At 60.6% G+C, this 17,457-nt stretch carries 19 protein-coding genes; 13 read left to right on the top strand and 6 right to left on the bottom strand.

What is annotated here, in order from left to right:
* Positions 1-108: 108 nt before the first annotated feature.
* Positions 109-1,647, bottom strand: coding sequence for a murein biosynthesis integral membrane protein MurJ (gene murJ, locus CEW87_RS20765; protein ID WP_108976077.1), 1,539 nt, complete (start codon positions 1,645-1,647; stop codon positions 109-111).
* A gap of 149 nt (positions 1,648-1,796) precedes the next feature.
* Here murJ and rpsT point away from each other — a divergent pair, with 149 nt between their 5' ends.
* On the top strand, positions 1,797-2,063 hold the full coding sequence (gene rpsT / locus CEW87_RS20760) for a 30S ribosomal protein S20 (protein WP_108976075.1): 267 nt from the start codon (positions 1,797-1,799) through the stop codon (positions 2,061-2,063).
* A 147-nt stretch (positions 2,064-2,210) separates the two neighbouring features.
* Here the strand turns inward: rpsT and CEW87_RS20755 are convergent, their stop codons facing one another.
* Positions 2,211-2,501 carry a DUF3579 domain-containing protein gene (locus CEW87_RS20755; RefSeq protein ID WP_108948877.1) on the bottom strand — a complete coding sequence of 97 codons (291 nt, stop codon included), beginning with the start codon at positions 2,499-2,501 and terminating at the stop codon, positions 2,211-2,213.
* A 227-nt stretch (positions 2,502-2,728) separates the two neighbouring features.
* Here CEW87_RS20755 and CEW87_RS20750 point away from each other — a divergent pair, with 227 nt between their 5' ends.
* The 6 genes from CEW87_RS20750 to CEW87_RS20725 all read left to right on the top strand — a co-directional run bounded on the left by CEW87_RS20750 (position 2,729) and on the right by CEW87_RS20725 (position 7,267).
* A complete protein-coding gene (locus CEW87_RS20750; protein WP_108976073.1) occupies positions 2,729-3,901 on the top strand; it encodes an aspartate aminotransferase family protein in 1,173 nt (390 codons plus the stop codon).
* Between the two features lie 19 nt (positions 3,902-3,920).
* Positions 3,921-4,856, top strand: a complete 936-nt coding sequence (argF, locus tag CEW87_RS20745) for an ornithine carbamoyltransferase (RefSeq protein WP_108976071.1) — start codon at positions 3,921-3,923, stop codon at positions 4,854-4,856.
* Positions 4,857-4,922: 66 nt separating this feature from the next.
* Positions 4,923-6,152: an argininosuccinate synthase gene (locus CEW87_RS20740; RefSeq protein WP_108976069.1), complete on the top strand. Its 1,230-nt coding sequence runs from the start codon at positions 4,923-4,925 to the stop codon at positions 6,150-6,152.
* 39 nt (positions 6,153-6,191) lie between these two features.
* Entirely contained in the window at positions 6,192-6,422 is a 231-nt protein-coding gene (locus CEW87_RS20735) for a DUF2788 domain-containing protein (protein WP_108976067.1), read from the top strand.
* Between the two features lie 14 nt (positions 6,423-6,436).
* Positions 6,437-6,760: a pyrimidine/purine nucleoside phosphorylase gene (locus CEW87_RS20730; RefSeq protein WP_108976065.1), complete on the top strand. Its 324-nt coding sequence runs from the start codon at positions 6,437-6,439 to the stop codon at positions 6,758-6,760.
* Between the two features lie 21 nt (positions 6,761-6,781).
* Positions 6,782-7,267: a YajQ family cyclic di-GMP-binding protein gene (locus CEW87_RS20725; protein WP_108976063.1), complete on the top strand. Its 486-nt coding sequence runs from the start codon at positions 6,782-6,784 to the stop codon at positions 7,265-7,267.
* Between the two features lie 68 nt (positions 7,268-7,335).
* Here CEW87_RS20725 and CEW87_RS20720 read toward each other — a convergent pair whose 3' ends face one another.
* Together CEW87_RS20720 and CEW87_RS20715 are read right to left on the bottom strand one after the other, a co-directional pair.
* Positions 7,336-8,394 (bottom strand): 2Fe-2S iron-sulfur cluster-binding protein, encoded by a 1,059-nt coding sequence (locus CEW87_RS20720; RefSeq protein ID WP_108976061.1) that lies wholly within the window; start codon positions 8,392-8,394, stop codon positions 7,336-7,338.
* A 156-nt stretch (positions 8,395-8,550) separates the two neighbouring features.
* On the bottom strand, positions 8,551-9,576 hold the full coding sequence (locus tag CEW87_RS20715) for a diiron oxygenase (protein ID WP_108976059.1): 1,026 nt from the start codon (positions 9,574-9,576) through the stop codon (positions 8,551-8,553).
* Positions 9,577-9,856: 280 nt separating this feature from the next.
* Here CEW87_RS20715 and CEW87_RS20710 point away from each other — a divergent pair, with 280 nt between their 5' ends.
* From CEW87_RS20710 to CEW87_RS20685, 6 genes are all read left to right on the top strand, one after another.
* Positions 9,857-10,510 carry a retropepsin-like aspartic protease family protein gene (locus CEW87_RS20710; protein WP_199917079.1) on the top strand — a complete coding sequence of 218 codons (654 nt, stop codon included), beginning with the start codon at positions 9,857-9,859 and terminating at the stop codon, positions 10,508-10,510.
* Positions 10,511-10,653: 143 nt separating this feature from the next.
* On the top strand, positions 10,654-11,181 hold the full coding sequence (locus tag CEW87_RS20705; protein WP_199917242.1) for a CoA pyrophosphatase: 528 nt from the start codon (positions 10,654-10,656) through the stop codon (positions 11,179-11,181).
* A gap of 172 nt (positions 11,182-11,353) precedes the next feature.
* Positions 11,354-12,280, top strand: coding sequence for a CobD/CbiB family protein (locus CEW87_RS20700; RefSeq protein WP_108976055.1), 927 nt, complete (start codon positions 11,354-11,356; stop codon positions 12,278-12,280).
* A 20-nt stretch (positions 12,281-12,300) separates the two neighbouring features.
* On the top strand, positions 12,301-13,482 hold the full coding sequence (locus CEW87_RS20695) for an acetyl-CoA C-acyltransferase family protein (protein WP_108976053.1): 1,182 nt from the start codon (positions 12,301-12,303) through the stop codon (positions 13,480-13,482).
* A gap of 250 nt (positions 13,483-13,732) precedes the next feature.
* Positions 13,733-15,151, top strand: a complete 1,419-nt coding sequence (locus CEW87_RS20690) for a circularly permuted type 2 ATP-grasp protein (protein ID WP_108976051.1) — start codon at positions 13,733-13,735, stop codon at positions 15,149-15,151.
* A gap of 25 nt (positions 15,152-15,176) precedes the next feature.
* Complete coding sequence (locus tag CEW87_RS20685; RefSeq protein ID WP_108948864.1) at positions 15,177-16,121, top strand: alpha-E domain-containing protein; 945 nt, start codon at positions 15,177-15,179, stop codon at positions 16,119-16,121.
* Positions 16,122-16,181: 60 nt separating this feature from the next.
* On the opposite strand, the gene rsgA is transcribed toward CEW87_RS20685, so the two are convergent.
* Both rsgA and CEW87_RS20675 read right to left on the bottom strand, forming a co-directional pair.
* The gene (gene rsgA / locus CEW87_RS20680) at positions 16,182-17,105 is read right to left on the bottom strand and encodes a ribosome small subunit-dependent GTPase A (protein ID WP_108977430.1); all 924 of its coding nucleotides are present in this window, start codon (positions 17,103-17,105) and stop codon (positions 16,182-16,184) included.
* A 2-nt stretch (positions 17,106-17,107) separates the two neighbouring features.
* Entirely contained in the window at positions 17,108-17,425 is a 318-nt protein-coding gene (locus CEW87_RS20675; RefSeq protein WP_108976049.1) for a hypothetical protein, read from the bottom strand.
* Positions 17,426-17,457: the final 32 nt, after the last annotated feature.

Raw genomic sequence — 17,457 nt, 5'->3', positions numbered from 1 at the left:
GAATCATTCGATTCTAGCGGCTGAGCGACGTGCTGATCACCCGAAATGCGTGACGATGTCGCGCTGGAGGTGTGTGGGCCTCAGTTTGCGTGTGGCTGTTTGAGTCCGTCAGCTTGCCGCCCGGCGGCGAAAGTCGCGCGGACGAAAGCCCAGCGCAAACAGCGCCCCGAAGTATGTGACCGCCCCGGCGACCACGGCCCCGGCCAGCCAGCTGACACGTGCCAGTCCGCTGCGTTCGATCCAGACTGCATCGGCGCTGACGCCAAACCAGAGCACACCGGCCATGGCGGCCAGCGCGACAAGGAGCTTGAGCCAGAAGCGCGCCCAGCCGGGCTGCGGAACATAGATGCCGCGCTGACGCAGGCCGCGATAGAGCAGCCCCGCATTCAGGCAGGCAGCCAGGCCGATGGCGAGGGCAAGCCCGGCATGGCGCAGGGGGACGATGAAGGCGAGGTTCATCAGCTGGGTGGCAAGCAGCGTGACCAGGGCAATCTTGACCGGGGTGCGGATGTCCTGGCGAGCGTAGAACCCGGGGGCAAGCACCTTTACCAGGATCATGCCGGTGAGGCCGATGCTGTAGGCGAGCAGCGCCTCGCGTGTCTGCATGACGTCGTTGCTTGCGAAGGCCCCGTAATGAAACAGGGTGGTAATCAGCGGCACCGACAGCATCGCCAGGCCGAGTGCGGCGGGCAGGGTCAGCATCAGTGTCAGCCGCAGCCCCCAGTCGAGCAGTGACGAAAAGGCTTCGGGGTTGGCGTCGGCATGCAGCTTTGCGAGGCTGGGCAGGAGGATGGTGCCCAGGGCAACGCCGAGCAGCCCAGCGGGAAACTCCATCAGGCGATCCGCGTAATAGAGCCAGGACACGCTGCCGCTTTCCAGGAAGGACGCGAAGATGGTGTTGATCAGCAGCGAGATCTGGCTGACCGAAACGCCGAGGATCGCCGGGGCCATGAGCTTCAGGATGCGGCGCACGCCGGGGTCGGAGTAGTCGATGTTGAAGCGGGGCAGCATGCCGATTCTGGCCAGCGGCCTGATCTGCAGCGCAAGCTGCAGGATGCCACCCAGAAAGACGGCCCAGGCCAGCGCCAGTACCGGTGGATCGAAATACGGGGCGGCGAAGAGTGCCATGCCGATGAAGGACAGGTTGAGCAGCACTGGCGTGAAGGCCGGGATTGCAAACCGGCTCCAGGTGTTGAGAATGCCGCCGGCGAGCGCGACCAGCGACATGAACAGGATGTAGGGGAAGGTGATCCGGGTCAGTTCGACGGTAAGGGCAAACTTATCCGCATCTGCGGAGAACCCGGGTGCGGACACCTGAATGATCAGTGGCGCACCCAGGATGCCGAGCAGGGCAACCGCGGCGACGGTGAGGCCGAGCAGGGTGGCGACCCGGTCGACGAGGTGGCGGGTGACCGCTTCGCCCTGCTTGTTCTTGTATTCGGCGAGAATCGGAACGAAGGCCTGTGAGAAAGCGCCTTCGGCAAACATCCTTCGCAGCAGGTTGGGCAGACGGAAGGCGACGAAGAAGGCATCAGTCGCCATGCCGGCGCCGAATGCCCGCGCAATGACAAAGTCGCGAACGAAGCCGAGAATGCGGGACAGCAGTGTCATGCCACTGACGGTGGCAAGGGCGCGCAGGAGATTCATGCGGAAATGAGGCCGTCGGTAAAGGCGGCATGATAGCCGGCCCGGGCACACGTGCGGCACATTATCCAAGAATGTTGCTTGCGTCCGGCGATCTTATTGGTTAAGATCGCGGGCTTCTTAGAACCACGAATCTCACAGGAATTATAAATATGGCCAACTCGGCACAAGCTCGCAAGCGCGCACGTCAGGCGACCAAGGCCCGCGCCCATAACGCCAGCCTGCGTTCGCGTCTGCGTACTGCGATCAAGGCCGTGCGCAAGGCTGTTGTGGGTGGTGACAAGACTGCCGCTCAGTCTGTCTTCAGCACTTCGATGAGCACGATTGACAGCATCGCTGACAAAAAGATCATTCACAAGAACAAGGCTGCTCGTCACAAGAGCCGTCTGTCCGCTGCCGTGAAGGCAATGGCTGCCTGATCTTCAAGCATCGATCTGCGGCTTTTTGCCGCAAACAAAAACGGCGACCGTGATGTCGCCGTTTTTTTTGCTTCAGGATTATTGTTTGAAGGGCAGTTTGCCCTGGTGCCCGGAACGTGCCCCGGGAGAACGCCTTGGTGCCTTTGCTTACAGCTGGTCGTCGCTGATCGGTTCCATCTGCAGTTCATTGTCGTTGGCGAAATTCACCATGAACTTGTAGGCAAGGGGTTCGATGTCGTAAAGGCGGGCGTCGACCATCACGGTCTTCTGGCCCTTGAGGGTGCAGCCGGGGCGCACATAGGGGGAATACATCATGCGGTGGTCGGCACCGAAGGCCGACATGATTCCGCACAGCCGGTCCGCCCAGTCGCTGGGGCGGAATGTTTTTCCTTCCCTTGTGACCCCGATGATGACGAAGCTCTCGATCTTCTGGTTCATGTGTCATGCCATGTCGGGGGAGTGGTACAGGGCCGGGGTTGCCAGCCGCTGCAAGAAACCGGCCGGATTCTAGCAGAATTCGGGGTGCGTGATGTGCTGCAGCATCGTGCTGTATCGGGCGTTGTATGTACATTTGCCCCTGTTTTGGCTTAACATCCATGCTCACTTCCTGTACGGCGGCGTCAGCCGCCGTGCGCGTTTTTGGTCCATCCTGATCGGGGTTTTCCATGTCCCATGTCATGAACACCTACGCCAGATTGCCGGTGGCATTCACTCACGGCGACGGCGTCTGGCTCCACGACGAAACGGGCAAGCGCTATCTTGACGCGCTCTCTGGTATTGCGGTTTCGACGCTCGGGCACAACCACCCGCGCCTCGTGCGTGCAATCTCCCAGCAGGCGTCGCGCGTGCTGCATACCTCCAACCTGTACGGCATTCCCTTGCAGGATCGTCTTTCCGATCGTCTTGCCGACGCTTCGGGCATGGAAGAAGTCTTCTTCTGTAACTCCGGCTGCGAGGCCAACGAGGCTGCGATCAAGCTGGCGCGGATGTATGGTCACCAGAAAGGCGTTGAACTGCCCACGATCGTGGTCATGGAAAACGCTTTTCACGGACGCACGATGGCGACGCTTTCCGCAACCGGCAACCGCAAGGCGCAGGCAGGCTTCGAGCCGCTGGTGTCGGGTTTCGTCCGGGTGCCCTACAAAGACATCGCGTCGCTGCGTAACGTCGCTGCACACAACGGCAGTGTCGTTGCGGTCATGCTGGAAATGATCCAGGGCGAGGGCGGTATCCATATTGCTGATGACGACTTCCAGCGCGAATTGCGTGCCCTGTGTGATGAACACGGCTGGCTGATGATCTGCGACGAAGTACAGTGCGGCCTGGGACGCACCGGCAACTGGTTCGGCTGGCAACATGCCGGCGTGCGCCCTGACGTGATGACGCTCGCCAAAGGGCTCGGTTCGGGCGTGCCCATCGGTGCATGTCTGACGGCCGGCAAGGCAGCCGGGCTGTTCAAGCCGGGCAATCATGGCTCGACTTTTGGCGGCAATCCGCTGGCCTGCGCGGCAGCACTGGCCACCATGGACGCCATCGTCGACGACAAGCTGATGGAAAACGCGGTCACGGTTGGCGATGCGATCCGCAGCGGGCTGGCGCGCGCGCTCAAGGGCGTGGACGGCGTGGTAGAGATCCGTGGCCGCGGCCTGATGATCGGTATCGAGCTCGACCGCCCCTGTGGCGACCTGGTGAAGCGCGGCCTCGACGCCGGACTGCTCATCAACGTGACGGCAGAGCGCGTTGTACGCCTGCTGCCGGCGCTGATTTTCAGCAGCGACGACGCCACAGCGCTGGTGGATGCGCTGGCGCCGCTGATCAAAGACTTTTTGTCGCAGTGACGGCAAAGGCAGACTGCCCATGAGTTCACCCCGACACTATCTTCAGTTCAACGACCTGTCCGCGGACGAGTACGCGCATATCTTCAAGCGTACCAAGTGGATCAAGGACAAGTTCAAGAACTACGAGCCCTACCATCCGCTTTTCGATCGCACCCTGGTGATGATCTTCGAGAAGGCGAGTACCCGCACCCGGTTGTCCTTCGAGGCCGGGATGCAGCAGCTCGGCGGATCTGCGATCTACCTCAATACCCGCGACTCGCAGCTCGGCCGTGGCGAGCCGGTGGAGGATGCTGCGCAGGTGATCTCGCGCATGAGCGACGTGGTGATGATCCGCACGTTCGAGCAGGACATCATCGAGCGCTTCGCCGCGAATTCGCGCGTGCCGCTGATCAACGGGCTGACCAACGAATATCACCCCTGCCAGATCCTCGCCGACATCTACACCTATATCGAGCACCGCGGCAGCATCAAGGGCAAGACCGTGGCCTGGGTGGGTGACTCCAACAACATGTGCAATACCTGGCTGCAGGCGGCCGAGGTGCTCGGCTTCAACGTGCATGTGTCAACGCCGCCGGGCTACGAAGTCGAGCCCGAACGCGCTGGGCTGTATGGCACCGACCACTTCGAGCAGTTCACCGATCCGCTCGAGGCCTGCAAGGGCGCCCACCTGGTGACGACTGACGTGTGGACCTCGATGGGCTTCGAGGCCGAGAACGAAGAGCGCATGAAGGCCTTTGCCGACTGGTGTGTCGATGCCGAGATGATGTCGGTGGCGGCGCCTGATGCGGTGTTCATGCACTGCCTTCCCGCCCACCGCGGTGAAGAGGTTACGGCCGAAGTCATCGATGGCGCACAGTCGGTGGTGTGGGATGAGGCGGAAAACCGGCTGCATGCGCAGAAGGCATTGATGGAATTTCTCGTACTCGGTCGCGTCGGGGACGAGGACGCAAGCTAAAAAACGCGATTTGCTGCTAACCGCCGGGCGTCCATAAGACGCCACGGCAACAGACTGGACAAGATGATGAGCGATGTGAAGAAAGCGGTGCTCGCCTATTCCGGCGGACTGGATACCTCGGTAATTCTGAAGTGGCTGCAGGACACCTATAACTGCGAGGTGGTGACGTTCACGGCCGACCTCGGTCAGGGCGAAGAACTCGAGCCGGCGCGCCAGAAGGCGCTCAAGTTCGGCATCAAGCCCGAGAACATCTTCATTGATGACCTGCGTGAAGAGTTTGTGCGCGACTTCGTCTTCCCGATGTTCCGCTGCAACACGGTGTATGAAGGCGAGTACCTGCTCGGTACCTCGATCGCACGTCCGCTGATCGCCAAGCGCCAGATCGAGATTGCACGTGCCACCGGCGCCGACGCGGTCTCTCATGGCGCAACCGGCAAGGGTAACGACCAGGTTCGCTTTGAACTCGGCTACTACGCGCTGATGCCGGGCGTAAAGGTGATCGCACCGTGGCGTGAGTGGGACCTGCTGTCACGCGAGAAGCTGCTCGCCTACGCAGAAAAGGCCGGGATTCCCATCGAGATGAAGCACAAGCAGGGCGGTTCGCCCTACTCGATGGACGCCAACCTGTTGCACATCTCTTTCGAAGGTCGCCACCTCGAGAATCCGGCTGCCGAAGCCGAAGAAGACATGTGGCGGTGGACAGTGTCGCCCGAAGCCGCACCGGACGCAGCCGAGTACGTCGACCTCGAGTTCGAGAAGGGTGACGTGGTCGCCATCAACGGGACCCGTCTGAAGGCGCATGAAGTGCTGGCCAAGCTCAATGAGCTCGGCGGCAAGCATGGCGTCGGCCGCCTCGACCTGGTTGAGAACCGCTACGTTGGCATGAAGAGCCGTGGCTGCTACGAAACCCCGGGCGGCACCATCCTGCTCAAGGCTCACCGCGCCATCGAATCGATCACGCTCGACCGTGAAGTCGCTCACCTCAAGGACGACCTCATGCCGCGCTACGCCAGCATCATCTACAACGGCTACTGGTGGAGCCCCGAGCGCCTCGCGCTGCAGGCGCTGATCGACAACACCCAGCAGACGGTCAATGGCTGGGTGCGGATCAAACTCTACAAGGGCAATGTGATCGTGACCGGGCGCGACTCGAAGTCCGACTCGCTGTTCGATCCGACGATTGCAACCTTTGAAGACGACCGCGGTGCCTACGACCAGAAGGATGCGCAAGGCTTCATCCGTCTCAATTCGCTGCGCCTGCGAATTGCGGCAAATGCCAAGGCGAAACGCGGCTGATCGTTCGCGCCTCTGGCGGAAATACTTGGAACACCGGTGATGGACAACGACGTACTGATATTTGGCCTGACGATTGCAGAGTTCGAGAAGATCTCGCTTACCGTCTGTTTTTCTGCGCTGATCATTTACATGTTGTTCATCATCGGCAATCTCGCCCGCGAATCGAAGGCCGGCAAGTACGGCACCGTGTGGATGTTCCTGGCCCTCGGCCTGGGCTTCATCGGCTTCGTCGCCAAGGCGCTGATCCAGAAATTCATGGGTATCGAATAGGAAAGCACTTTTTCATGAGCATTACCGAAACACTCGACGGCGTGGCCGTCTCTACCAAGGCCAGCGTCTATTTCGACGGCAAGTGCATCAGCCATGGCGTGCGGTTTGCAGACGGCACGGGTAAATCCGTTGGCGTCATCCTGCCGGCTGCGCTGACGTTCAATACTGCTGCTCCGGAAGTCATGGAAGGCGTGAGCGGTGCCGCGCGCGTGCGCATGAAGGGCGAGACCGAGTGGAAGACCTACGCTGCGGGCGAATCCTTCAACGTGCCTGCCAACTCGAGCTTTGACATCGAAGTGGCGGGCGAGCCTTTCCACTACATCTGCCACTACGGCTGAGCACGCACGCAGGGGAGCGCCATGCCTTCTTTTGACATCATGTCCGAAGTCGATCTCGTCGCGCTGAAGAATGCGGTCGAGGTTGCCAATCGCAAGATCACCAACCGTTACGACTTCAAGGGTACGGATGCCCGCGTCGAGCAGAGCGACAAGCTGCTGACCCTCTACGGCGACAGCGACTTTCAGATCAGCCAGATGAAGGACATCCTGCTGCCCGAGATGACCTCCAAAAAGGTCGATGTGCGCTGCCTTGAGTATGGCGACCTGCAGAAGGTGTCCGGTAACAAGGTCAAGCAGGAAGTGAAGGTCAAGGTTGGTGTCGAGCAGGAAATGGCGAAGAAGATCGTCAAGCTGCTCAAGGACAACAAGCTCAAGGTTCAGGCCGCGATACAGGGCGAAGAGGTTCGTGTGTCGGGTGCCAAGCGTGATGTGCTGCAAGAGGCGATCACGCTGGTCAAGAAGACGATCACCGACTTCCCGCTCCAGTACGGCAACTTCCGCGACTGATTCGCTGTTTCAAGTCGTCTGTCACCGGATCGTTGCGGCGCCGAGCGCGTCGAAACGATCCGGTGTTTTCATGTGGGCCAGGTGCCTACCAGTTGGCTCGCAGGTGCCGTTTCCGGTTGTGCCTGGGCGAAGTAGCCTTCGGTGTGGATCATCTCCTCACGGGCCCCTAGGGCCTTCGCTGCTGCCACACAAGCGGTCACGAATTCAGGGTTTCCCGCCACGAACACGCTGTGCGCCGAAAGGTCCTTGAAGGCCTGCGGCAGCAGTTCAGGCAGTCGCCCGTGCAGACGTCCGTCGCGTTTCTCCCGGGTCAGGCTCGGCTTGTAGCTGAAATTTCTGTGTTTCGTTTCCCAGAACTGCATCAGGCCGGTGTCGTACAGGTCTGCCTCGGTGCGCGCCGAGAACATCAGCGTGACCGGCTTGCGGTAACCGCGCCGCAATGCCGCTTCGGCAAGCGCGAGAATCGGCGCCAGGCCCGAACCCGAGGCCAGACAGAGCACCGGTGAGTCTACGGAGAGGTCGCCGATGAAGGTGCCGTAAGGGCCGGAGAGCTTCACCACGTCACCGAGCTTGATTTCGTCATGTGCCCAGCGGCTGGTCTTGCCGTCTTCGACGCGGGTAATCTGCAGCACCACTTCGCCGTCGGTTCGCGGGGCGTTCGCAATCGAATAGCAGCGTCGTGGCGCGCCTGCCCGTTCGTCGCCGAGGGTCAGGTATTGCCCCGGCCAGTAGCGCATCACCTGGCCTACCGGGCGCAGGTGGAGTTCGAGTATGTTCGGTGTGCGTGCAATGCGATCGACCAGCACGAAGCGCTGATCTTCGCGTGGCGGAAACAGTTTTGGCTTGGCGTCCTCGGTGCCCCATTCGATCACCAGTTCGGGGGATAGCGGCTTGGCCATGCACATCAGGCCATAGCCCTGTTTGCGCTCCTCCTGCGAGAGCGCCATGTCCAGCACCATGCCCTGGTCGAACTGCCCTGAGATTACCTTGACCTTGCATTCGCCGCAGGCGCCGGCGCGGCAGTTGTTCGGCAGCGCATAGCCGGCACGCTCGAGGGCAGCCAGGACGGTGTCACCGCCCTGGCAGTCCACTTCACGACCGGAGGGGTGGAGTTTGATCTTCTGCATCGCTTGTCTCGCTGAGGTCGGTGCGGACGGCGTCTGTTTCGTCGTCGCTGTTGTTGGATACTGCGCTGGCTGGCGTCGATCAGCCGGAAGGACCTGCATCGGCGAGTGCGGATGCAGGTCCGTTGGCGCGGGGCAGGGCAGGCCTGCCCGCCCTGATCAGAACACCGGGATGATGTCGTTCATGTCGATGTCGGAGATCTCCTGACCCGAGATGCCGACTTCAGGGATTGCCGGGAAAGGAATCTCGTACCGATCGAGCACACCCTTGAGGTTGAGCATCGCAGCCTTCCAGTTTTCCTTCTTGGCCTCGTAGCTCGGTACGCCAAAACCGGCGCCGCGGGCGACCTCCTCGGCCTCACGCTGGTTGTCGATGAACTCGGCGGGCAGGTCCCAGAACTCCATCGGCGGCTCGAACAGCACGGCGGACAGGAAGAGGTAGCCAGCGCGGATCTGCTTGGTGACCAGTGCCTTGTCCTCGGGCGGCAGCTTCGGGTAGTCGCGCTCCATCAGCGCCATGCAGATCGCCATGTGACGGCCTTCATCACGGCCGATGTTGCGGAAAGCTTCCTTGAACACCAGTTCGCGCGAGTTGTCATGCATCTGCTTGAAGATCGTCGCCGCGGCGATTTCGCCCATCAGGAAGGACGAGAACAGCACCGCCAGCGAATACTTGGGCACAGCCTTCTTGTAGCCCGTCCAGTAGCGGCCGCCGTTGTAGTACAGCCACTTCGCATTCTTCTGCAGGCGCTTGCCGAGTTCGGTTTTCGGTTCGTAGGTGATCGGATCGGGATGGCCGAGAAAGCGGGTAATCGCGAGGCCGCACATCTGCTCGTGGTTCTGCTCGTCGCGGGTGACCGAGAAAAAGCAGCGCCGCACGGGGTCTTCTTCATGCACCTCATAGGTCTTGATGAAGGCTTCGGCAAACACCGGGGGGGCAGAGGCGTCGAACACCGACAGCAGGGTCCACCAGTACGCAATCGACTCGCGCTCTTCCCAAGTGTAGGACTCGACGTCCAGCGTGTCCCACGGCAGCTTCTTGGGGTCCCAGTTCTCGCGCTGTGCCGCATCCCAGACTTCTTCCATCTTGGCGGTCTGGGCGTTCCACGACAGCGGGTAGATGTTTGGTTGCTCGGTCGCCGGCGGAAACTCCATCGTCATTGCCAGCTTCTCGTTATGTGCCATGCCTGTCTCCTCATCTTGGTCTTGGTGGCAGCGTGTGCTGCACGAAGTGAAAGATGAGGCAGGTTCGTTCTGCGGATTTTGACCTGGATCAAAAGATAGTTAAATTGATCGACCGGTCGGTCAATAATGTTTCGATTGCGCATGCGCTGGGGTAACGACTGACGCCCCCGAAACCGATTTCGCCGCCTTGTCAGCCTCAAATTCACTGTGTCTCAGACTCGACGAACAAGGCCAAGTGTGCAATAAGCAGAGACTGTTTCAGCTTCGCTGGAGTTGCCCCATGTCACTTATCAATCGCTGGTCGAGCAGATTCATGATCAGCCTGAGCGCCGTGCTTCCGATAGGCGCTTCCGCTGCTGATGTCGCCGTCGCAGGTATCTTTGGCAACAAGGCGGTGCTGGTGGTGGACGGTGGTCCGCCTCGAACTTTGTCCGTTGGACAGCGCACGCCGGAGGGGGTGCAACTCGTCGCGATCGACGGCGAGACTGCCCGGGTCATTGTTGATGGACGCCGGGAAAGTGTACGGCTGGGTGAGCGCGTCGTCAGACGCGCTGCAGTGGAGGGCAATTCAGAGATCTACCTGGATGGTGACAGTCAGGGGCATTTTTTTGTCAATGGACAGGTCAACAATGGACCGATCCGCTTTCTGGTGGATACGGGGGCGTCAGTTGTCTCCATCGGACGATCGGATGCGCGTCGTCTCGGTATCGATCTGACCAAGGCCGAGGTTGGCTCAACCCAGACCGCAGCCGGCTTGAGGAAGGTGTGGCGGGTCCGGCTGGACTCAGTCAGGGTCGGTACGCTGGTGCTGAACGACGTCGAAGCGTCTGTGCTTGAGAACGATCTCCCGCTAGCCTTGCTCGGAATGAGTTTTCTCAGTCGGATGGAGATGGCGCGAGAGGGAAGCAGGCTTGTGTTGCGCAAGCGCTATTGATGAGACCGGTGATTGTCGAGGAGCGACTGCCGGGGCAGGTGGATGGAGTCAAGGAGTCAGTGGTGCGGGATGTGTATTCTGAAGCGTTGAAGCAGCGACTGAAAGCTGCGCGGGATCTGCCCGCTGGATTCGATTGGCCCGAGATGGCAGGGGGCGATGCGCATATGCCTGCCGCAGTGCTGGTGCCATTGGTGCTGCGGGACAATGCCGCATCTGTCCTGCTGACACGGCGTACTGACCATCTGCACCACCACCCGGGACAGATCAGCTTTCCCGGCGGGCGGGTGGAGAAGGAGGATGCATCGCCGGTGGCGACGGCGCTGCGCGAGACGCAGGAGGAGATCGGGCTGGGTGCCGAGCGGGTGGAACTCATTGGTGCGCTGCCTGACTACTTCACCGGCACCGGTTTTCGGGTTACACCGGTGGTCGGACTGGTCCATCCGCCGTTCGAGCTGACGCTCGATACCTTCGAAGTGGCGGAAGCTTTCGAGGTGCCACTGTCGCACTTTCTTGATCCGGCAAATCATTTGCGGCACAGCCTTGAGATCGAGGGGCGCACGCGGCATTTTCATGCGATGCCGTATGGCGATTACTACATTTGGGGGGCGACCGCAGGCATGCTGATGTCGCTCTATCGTGTCCTGACCGAGGTGGATCCGGTGCGGTCCTGAGCCCGCTCGGGATTGGCGTCGAAGTGAGGTTGCCGTTGTCAGCGGTCGTAGCGGGAGGTTTCGCGGTTTACCGGGTTTCGTCCCCGCGCGCGTGCGAAGAATGCACAGTGTTTGTGGTATCTTGGCTGCAAACCATTATTCACGACGATTTTTCCCCTTTTACCGAATTCGCATGACGCTTCTTTCGCTCATCATTGCCCTGCTGATCGAGCAGGTCCGGCCCCTTTCCGTGCAGCAACTCGTCGTCGGACCGTTGCGCAAGCTCGCGGGGGCGCTGGTTGAGCGTTTCAACGATGGGCAGGCCCGCAATGGGCGCATTGCCTGGGTACTGGTGGTGGTGCTGGCGACGGTGGCGTGTGCAACCGCCTTCTTCGCGTTGTGGCACATGCATCCGGTGCTGGCCTTCCTGTTCAACATCGTGGTGCTCTACTTCACCATGGGCTTCAGGCAGGAAAGTCATTTCTTCACCGACATCCATCTGGCTTTGCGCATGGGCGAGATTGATCGTGCGCGCACGCTGCTGTCGGAGTGGCGTGGCGGCCAGTATCAGGAGGCGAGCTCCAGCGAGGTCGCCAGGCTTGCGATTGAGCAGGCGCTGATCGCTTCTCACCGTAGCGTTTTCGGCGTGGCGTTCTGGTTCGTGCTGCTCCCTGGAGCAAGCGGGGCGCTGATGTACCGTCTTGCGCGGTTCTTCGACGACGAATGGGGCTCCCGCACGGACAACGAGTTCGGCAGCTTCGGTCGTTTCGCGCGACAGGCGTTCGCCGTGATTGACTGGATGCCCGCGCGTCTTACCGCTGCGTCATTTTCTGTGGCCGGGGATTTCGAGGATGCAGTTTTCTGCTGGCGCACGCAGGCAATGCTGTGGCCGGATAAGTGCTCGGCTATACTGATTGCAAGCGGCGCCGGTGCATTGGGTGTGCGTCTTGGCATGCCCATACATATTTCGGGAGAGATCGTCGAACGGCCTGAAATGGGGCTGGGAGACGAAGCCGACGCCGATTACATGCAAAGCACGGTCGGGCTCGTATGGCGAGCACTGGTCGTGTGTCTGGTAATGCTTGCCCTGCTGGGTCTTGCAGGCTGGGTTGGCGGTTAATTTTCGAGGAGGGTGTATTGATGGCTAATCGTGAAGTCGTAGTGCTGAGTGCCGTTCGTTCCGCAGTGGGTGGTTTTAATGGCTCGCTTAAGGACATCGAGCCGGGCGAGCTGGGTGGCCTGGTGGTCAAGGAAGCAATCGCGCGCGCAGGTGTCGATCCCGCGGCAGTCTCGTTTGCTGCTGTCGGTCATTGCATCCCGACCGACTCCCGCTACGCTTATGTTGCCCGCCTTGCTTCGATTCAGGGTGGCATGAGCAAGGAATCCGTTGCATTCGCGGTTAACCGTCTGTGCGGCTCGGCTCAACAGGCAATCGTCAACTCCGCTCAGGCCATTCTGCTGGGCGATGCCGATTTCGCCATTGGCGGCGGCGTGGAAGTGATGTCGCGCGGTGCTTACCTGATGCCGACGCTGCGTAGCGGCGCGCGCATGGGCGACACCAAGGCGATCGACGCGATGGTCGCTGTGCTGACCGACCCGTTCGGCGTTGGCCACATGGGTATCACGGCCGAGAATCTGGCCGACAAGTGGGACATCAGCCGCGAAGATCAGGACGCATTCGCCCTGGAGTCGCAGAATCGTGCTGCCGCTGCGATTGCTGAAGGCCGTTTCAAGAGCCAGATCGTGCCGATCACGTTCGAAACCCGCAAGGGTACGGTCGTGTTTGATACCGACGAGCATCCGCGTGCAACCACCATGGAAGCGCTGGGCAAGATGAAGCCGGCGTTCAAGAAGGATGGTTCGGTTACGGCAGGCAACGCATCGGGTATCAACGATGCGGCTTCCTTCCTGGTACTGGCTGAGGCTGCCAAGGCTGCCGCTGCTGGTCACAAGCCGATTGCACGCCTGGTGTCCTACGCCATTGCCGGCGTACCCAACGAGCTGATGGGTGAGGGCCCGATCCCGGCCTCCAAGATTGCGCTGCAGCGTGCAGGTCTGTCGCTGGACAAGATGGATGTCATCGAATCCAACGAAGCGTTTGCTGCCCAGTCGATCGCTGTTAACAAGGGTCTGGAACTCGATACGTCCAAGGTGAACCCCAACGGCGGTGCCATTGCACTGGGGCACCCGGTTGGTGCGACTGGCGGCGTGATCATCACCAAACTGCTGCATGAACTGATCCGCGTGAATGGCCGCTACGGTATGGCCACCATGTGTATCGGTGGCGGCCAGGGCATCACCACGATCTGGGAACGCATCTGATCGTCGGGATTTCCTGACTTCAAAGAACCCCGCTTCGGCGGGGTTTTTTTATGCGCTGTATCTGTGCGCGCTGAACTGCTGAAGGTGGAATGCACCACATTTTGGTGCAGCGCCGCCGGAATGCACTGAGTTGGTGCAATAACCAGTCCAGACATCCGTTTAGCGGGGTTAGATGCTGCTTTTATGCTGGCACGTTTTTCGCTCTTACTTACTCGTCCGGAATCACAACGAGAAAGGCAGGCTTCGTGTCATGACCATCAAGAATTTCTACAACGAGATGACCGATGAGGCTGGACGTGTTCGTCCGCACTATGCCTCTTATGCCAACTGGCTGTCCGAGATGCCCGTGGAGCGTTTGTCCCAGAAGCGGGCTGAGGCGGATGCTCTGTTTCACCGGTACGGGATCACCTTTGCTGTGTATGGGGAGAATGCAGGCACCGAGCGCCTGATTCCGTTCGACATCATTCCGCGCATCATTCCCGCAGAGGAATGGACCATCCTCGCGGCGGGCCTCAGGCAGCGCGTGAAGGCGCTGAACATGTTCATCGGGGATATTTACCACGACCAGAATATCCTGAAGGCAGGGCACATTCCGCCCGAGCAGGTACTCAACAACGCCCAGTATCGGAAGGTGATGCAGGGCGTGGATGTCGCGCGTGATATTTACGCACATATCGCCGGGGTCGACCTCGTGCGCGCCGGCGCTGGCGAGTACTACGTGCTGGAGGACAACCTTCGCGTGCCTTCGGGCGTCTCTTACATGCTCGAGAACCGCAAGATGATGATGCGGCTCTTCCCGCGTCTGTTCTCGCACTACAAGGTGGCACCGGTCGATCGCTATCCCGACATGCTGCTCAACATGCTGCGCAGCGTCGCCCCGACCGGGGTAACCGACCCGACGGTGGTTGTCATGACGCCGGGGGCCTACAACAGCGCGTATTTCGAGCACGCGTTTCTGGCCCAGCAGATGGGGGTCGAACTGGTCGAGGGGCAGGACATGTTCGTCAAGGACGACCATGTCTTCATGCGCACGACGCAGGGCCCGCAACGCGTGGATGTGATCTATCGCCGCGTGGATGACGACTTCATCGACCCGACGGCCTTCAGGTCCGACTCGGTGCTCGGCGTTCCCGGTCTGCTCGGCGCTTACCAGGCGGGCGGGGTGACCGTGACCAATGCCATCGGCGGTGGCGTGGCCGATGACAAGTCGATCTATCCGTATGTGCCCGAGATGATCCGCTTCTACCTCGGTGAGGAGCCCATCCTGCACAACGTACCGACTTCGATGTGCCGCAAGAAGGAGGATCTGGCCTATGTGCTCGATCATCTTTCCGAGCTGGTGGTGAAAGAGGTGCACGGCTCGGGTGGTTACGGAATGCTCGTGGGGCCGGCAGCCTCAAAGGATGAAATCGAGGCTTTCCGCAAGGTGCTGGTGGCACACCCCGAGCGCTACATTGCCCAGCCCACTCTTGCACTGTCGAACTGCCCGACCTTTGTCGAGTCGGGGATTGCACCGCGTCATATCGACTTGCGGCCCTTCGTCCTGTCTGGTGAGGAGATTCAGCTGGTTCCCGGTGGGCTGACCCGGGTTGCGCTGCGCGAAGGTTCGCTGGTTGTGAACTCGTCGCAGGGTGGCGGAACCAAGGACACCTGGGTGCTTGAAGCGTGATGAATGGCTTGATGGAGAACAGACAATGCTGAGCCGTACTGCAGATCACCTGTACTGGATGGCCCGCTACATGGAGCGGGCAGAGAATATTGCACGGATGCTGGATGTGAATTACCGCATGTCGATGATGCCGCAGTCACAGGTCCAGGAGGACCAGGCCTGGGGCGCAACGCTGCGGATCATGGGTCTCGAGGCGGCCTTTCACGAGCGTCATTCCGAGATAACGCCCGACAACGTGCTCGATTTCATGATCTTCGAGCCCACCAACCACTCGAGCATTCGCAGCTGCCTGCTGGCTGCACGCGAGAACGGGCACGCCGTCCGGGGAACGCTGACCTCGGAGCTGTGGGAGACCACCAACGCCACCTGGCTGAAGATGCGCGATTTCACGCGGGAGGAGTTTCTCGATGTTGGTCCCGGCGAGTTCTTCGAATGGGTGAAGTACCGCTCTCACCTGTCGCGTGGCGTCACCATCGGCACAATGCTGCAGGATGAGTCGCTGCGCTTCATCCGTATCGGCACCTTCCTCGAGCGCGCTGACAATACCGCACGGATTCTCGATGTGAAGTACCAGATTCTGCTGCCTGCGGGGGAGTCGGAGGGTGGGGCCGCTGACTACTATCAGTGGAGTGCCTTGCTGCGCTCGGTGTCGGCCTTCGAGGTCTATCGCAAGGTGTACCGGGATCTGATCACGCCGGCGCGCGTTGCCGAACTGTTGCTGTTGCGCGCCGACATGCCGCGTTCACTGGCACGTTGCATGAAGGAGGTCTATGCCAACCTTCAGGGTGTGAGTAACGCCCAGTCGGCGGAGACCGAGCGTCAGGCCGGTGAGCTGGAGTCCCAACTGCGCTTTGGAAAAATTGACGACATCGTTCGCGGCGGACTGCATAGCTACACCATGCGCCTGCTCGACCGTGTGCAGTCGCTGGGCAACCGGATTGCGGACGACTTCCTGGTGCCGGTGTCCTGACGATGGCCAGATCTGGCGGTTGAAAGCTGACGGGAGGCCATCGATGGCCTCCCGTTTCATTTACCAGCCCGGATTAGCCTGTTTTGCGGCGGCGATTTCGCTGCGAATGATGCGGTAATGTTCGAAGCGGCGAGGATGAATCAACCCTGCCGCCAGGGCGCCGAGGAGCGCGCAGTCGGGTTCGGCTTCGTGCCGGCAGTCGCGGAAGCGGCACTTGCCCAGGTGCGGTCGAAACTCGATGAAGCTCTCGACCAGTTCATCCGGTGTCATGTGGGCAAGTCCGAAAGCCTGCAGGCCCGGACTGTCAATCAGCCAGCCCTCGCCGAGCGGATAGAGGCGTGCGAAGGTCGTGGTGTGTTTGCCGGTGTCGAGTGCGGTGGAGATCTCACGCGTGGCGGCCTCGGCCTCGGGTACCAACGCATTGGTCAGCGTTGATTTTCCCATGCCGGACTGTCCGACAAGAATGCTGCGATGTCCGGACAGGCTGGCCTTCAGCGATGTGGCGCCATCCAGGGCCGAAACCTCGAGCACCTCGTAGCCCAGGGCCGAAAACGGAGCGAGCTGTTTGCGTGCTGTCTCCAGTCGATCGGTCAGATCGGCCTTGTTGAGCACGATCACTGCGGTGATGTCCTGGCTTTCCGCCGCAGCAATACAGCGTGATATCAGCAGGTCCGAAAAGCCGGGCTCGGTGGCGACGACGATGCCAATGTGGCTCAGGTTGGAGGCGATCAGCTTTTCGCGGAACGCGTCCGAGCGCCACAGCAGGTTTCGCCGTGGGTGAAGGTGCTCGATGACGCCCTGAGCGTCGCCGGCGGCAGCGATGTCGACTTCATCGCCGCAGGCGAAGCTGCTTCGTTTGCCCCGCGGATAGCAGCGCAGGCGCCCATCCGCGGTATCTACCTCGTAGTGACGGCCAAAGGCGGCGACAACTGTGCCGGTGCTTGTCTCTGCCTGGGCGCGCTTGTGGCTGCCTGCGTTGCGAATATTCACTTGAACTTGTAGTAGTTTTTGTTCAGGTAGCCGGCAATGTGCATTTCGTCTTCCGGAAACAGGTCGAGGTTGAGCATGGTGGTGCACGCCGTGAGTTGCTGGCTCAGGGCGCTGGGCGAACTGACGCGACGATCAACCCGGATATAGATGTCCGAGCCGTCCTTGCCGCCGTATTTCTGTTCATGGCAGGCGACGCACAGTTTCCCGTGCATCTCTCCGCCCACCTTGACGTCGGCTTCCGCAAACGGATCGGCAGCGGCCGGAAGGCTGAACATCAGCGTGCTGCCAAGAGCGATCAGTAGATGTTGTTTCATGTCATCCTCCTTGTTGTTCTCCGTCACGGTTC

Origin of the sequence: Parazoarcus communis (assembly GCF_003111665.1) — a bacterium.
GTDB lineage: Bacteria > Pseudomonadota > Gammaproteobacteria > Burkholderiales > Rhodocyclaceae > Parazoarcus > Parazoarcus communis_B.
Note: the sequence above shows the minus strand (reverse complement) of the source record. Positions and strands in the feature narration are given on the sequence as shown.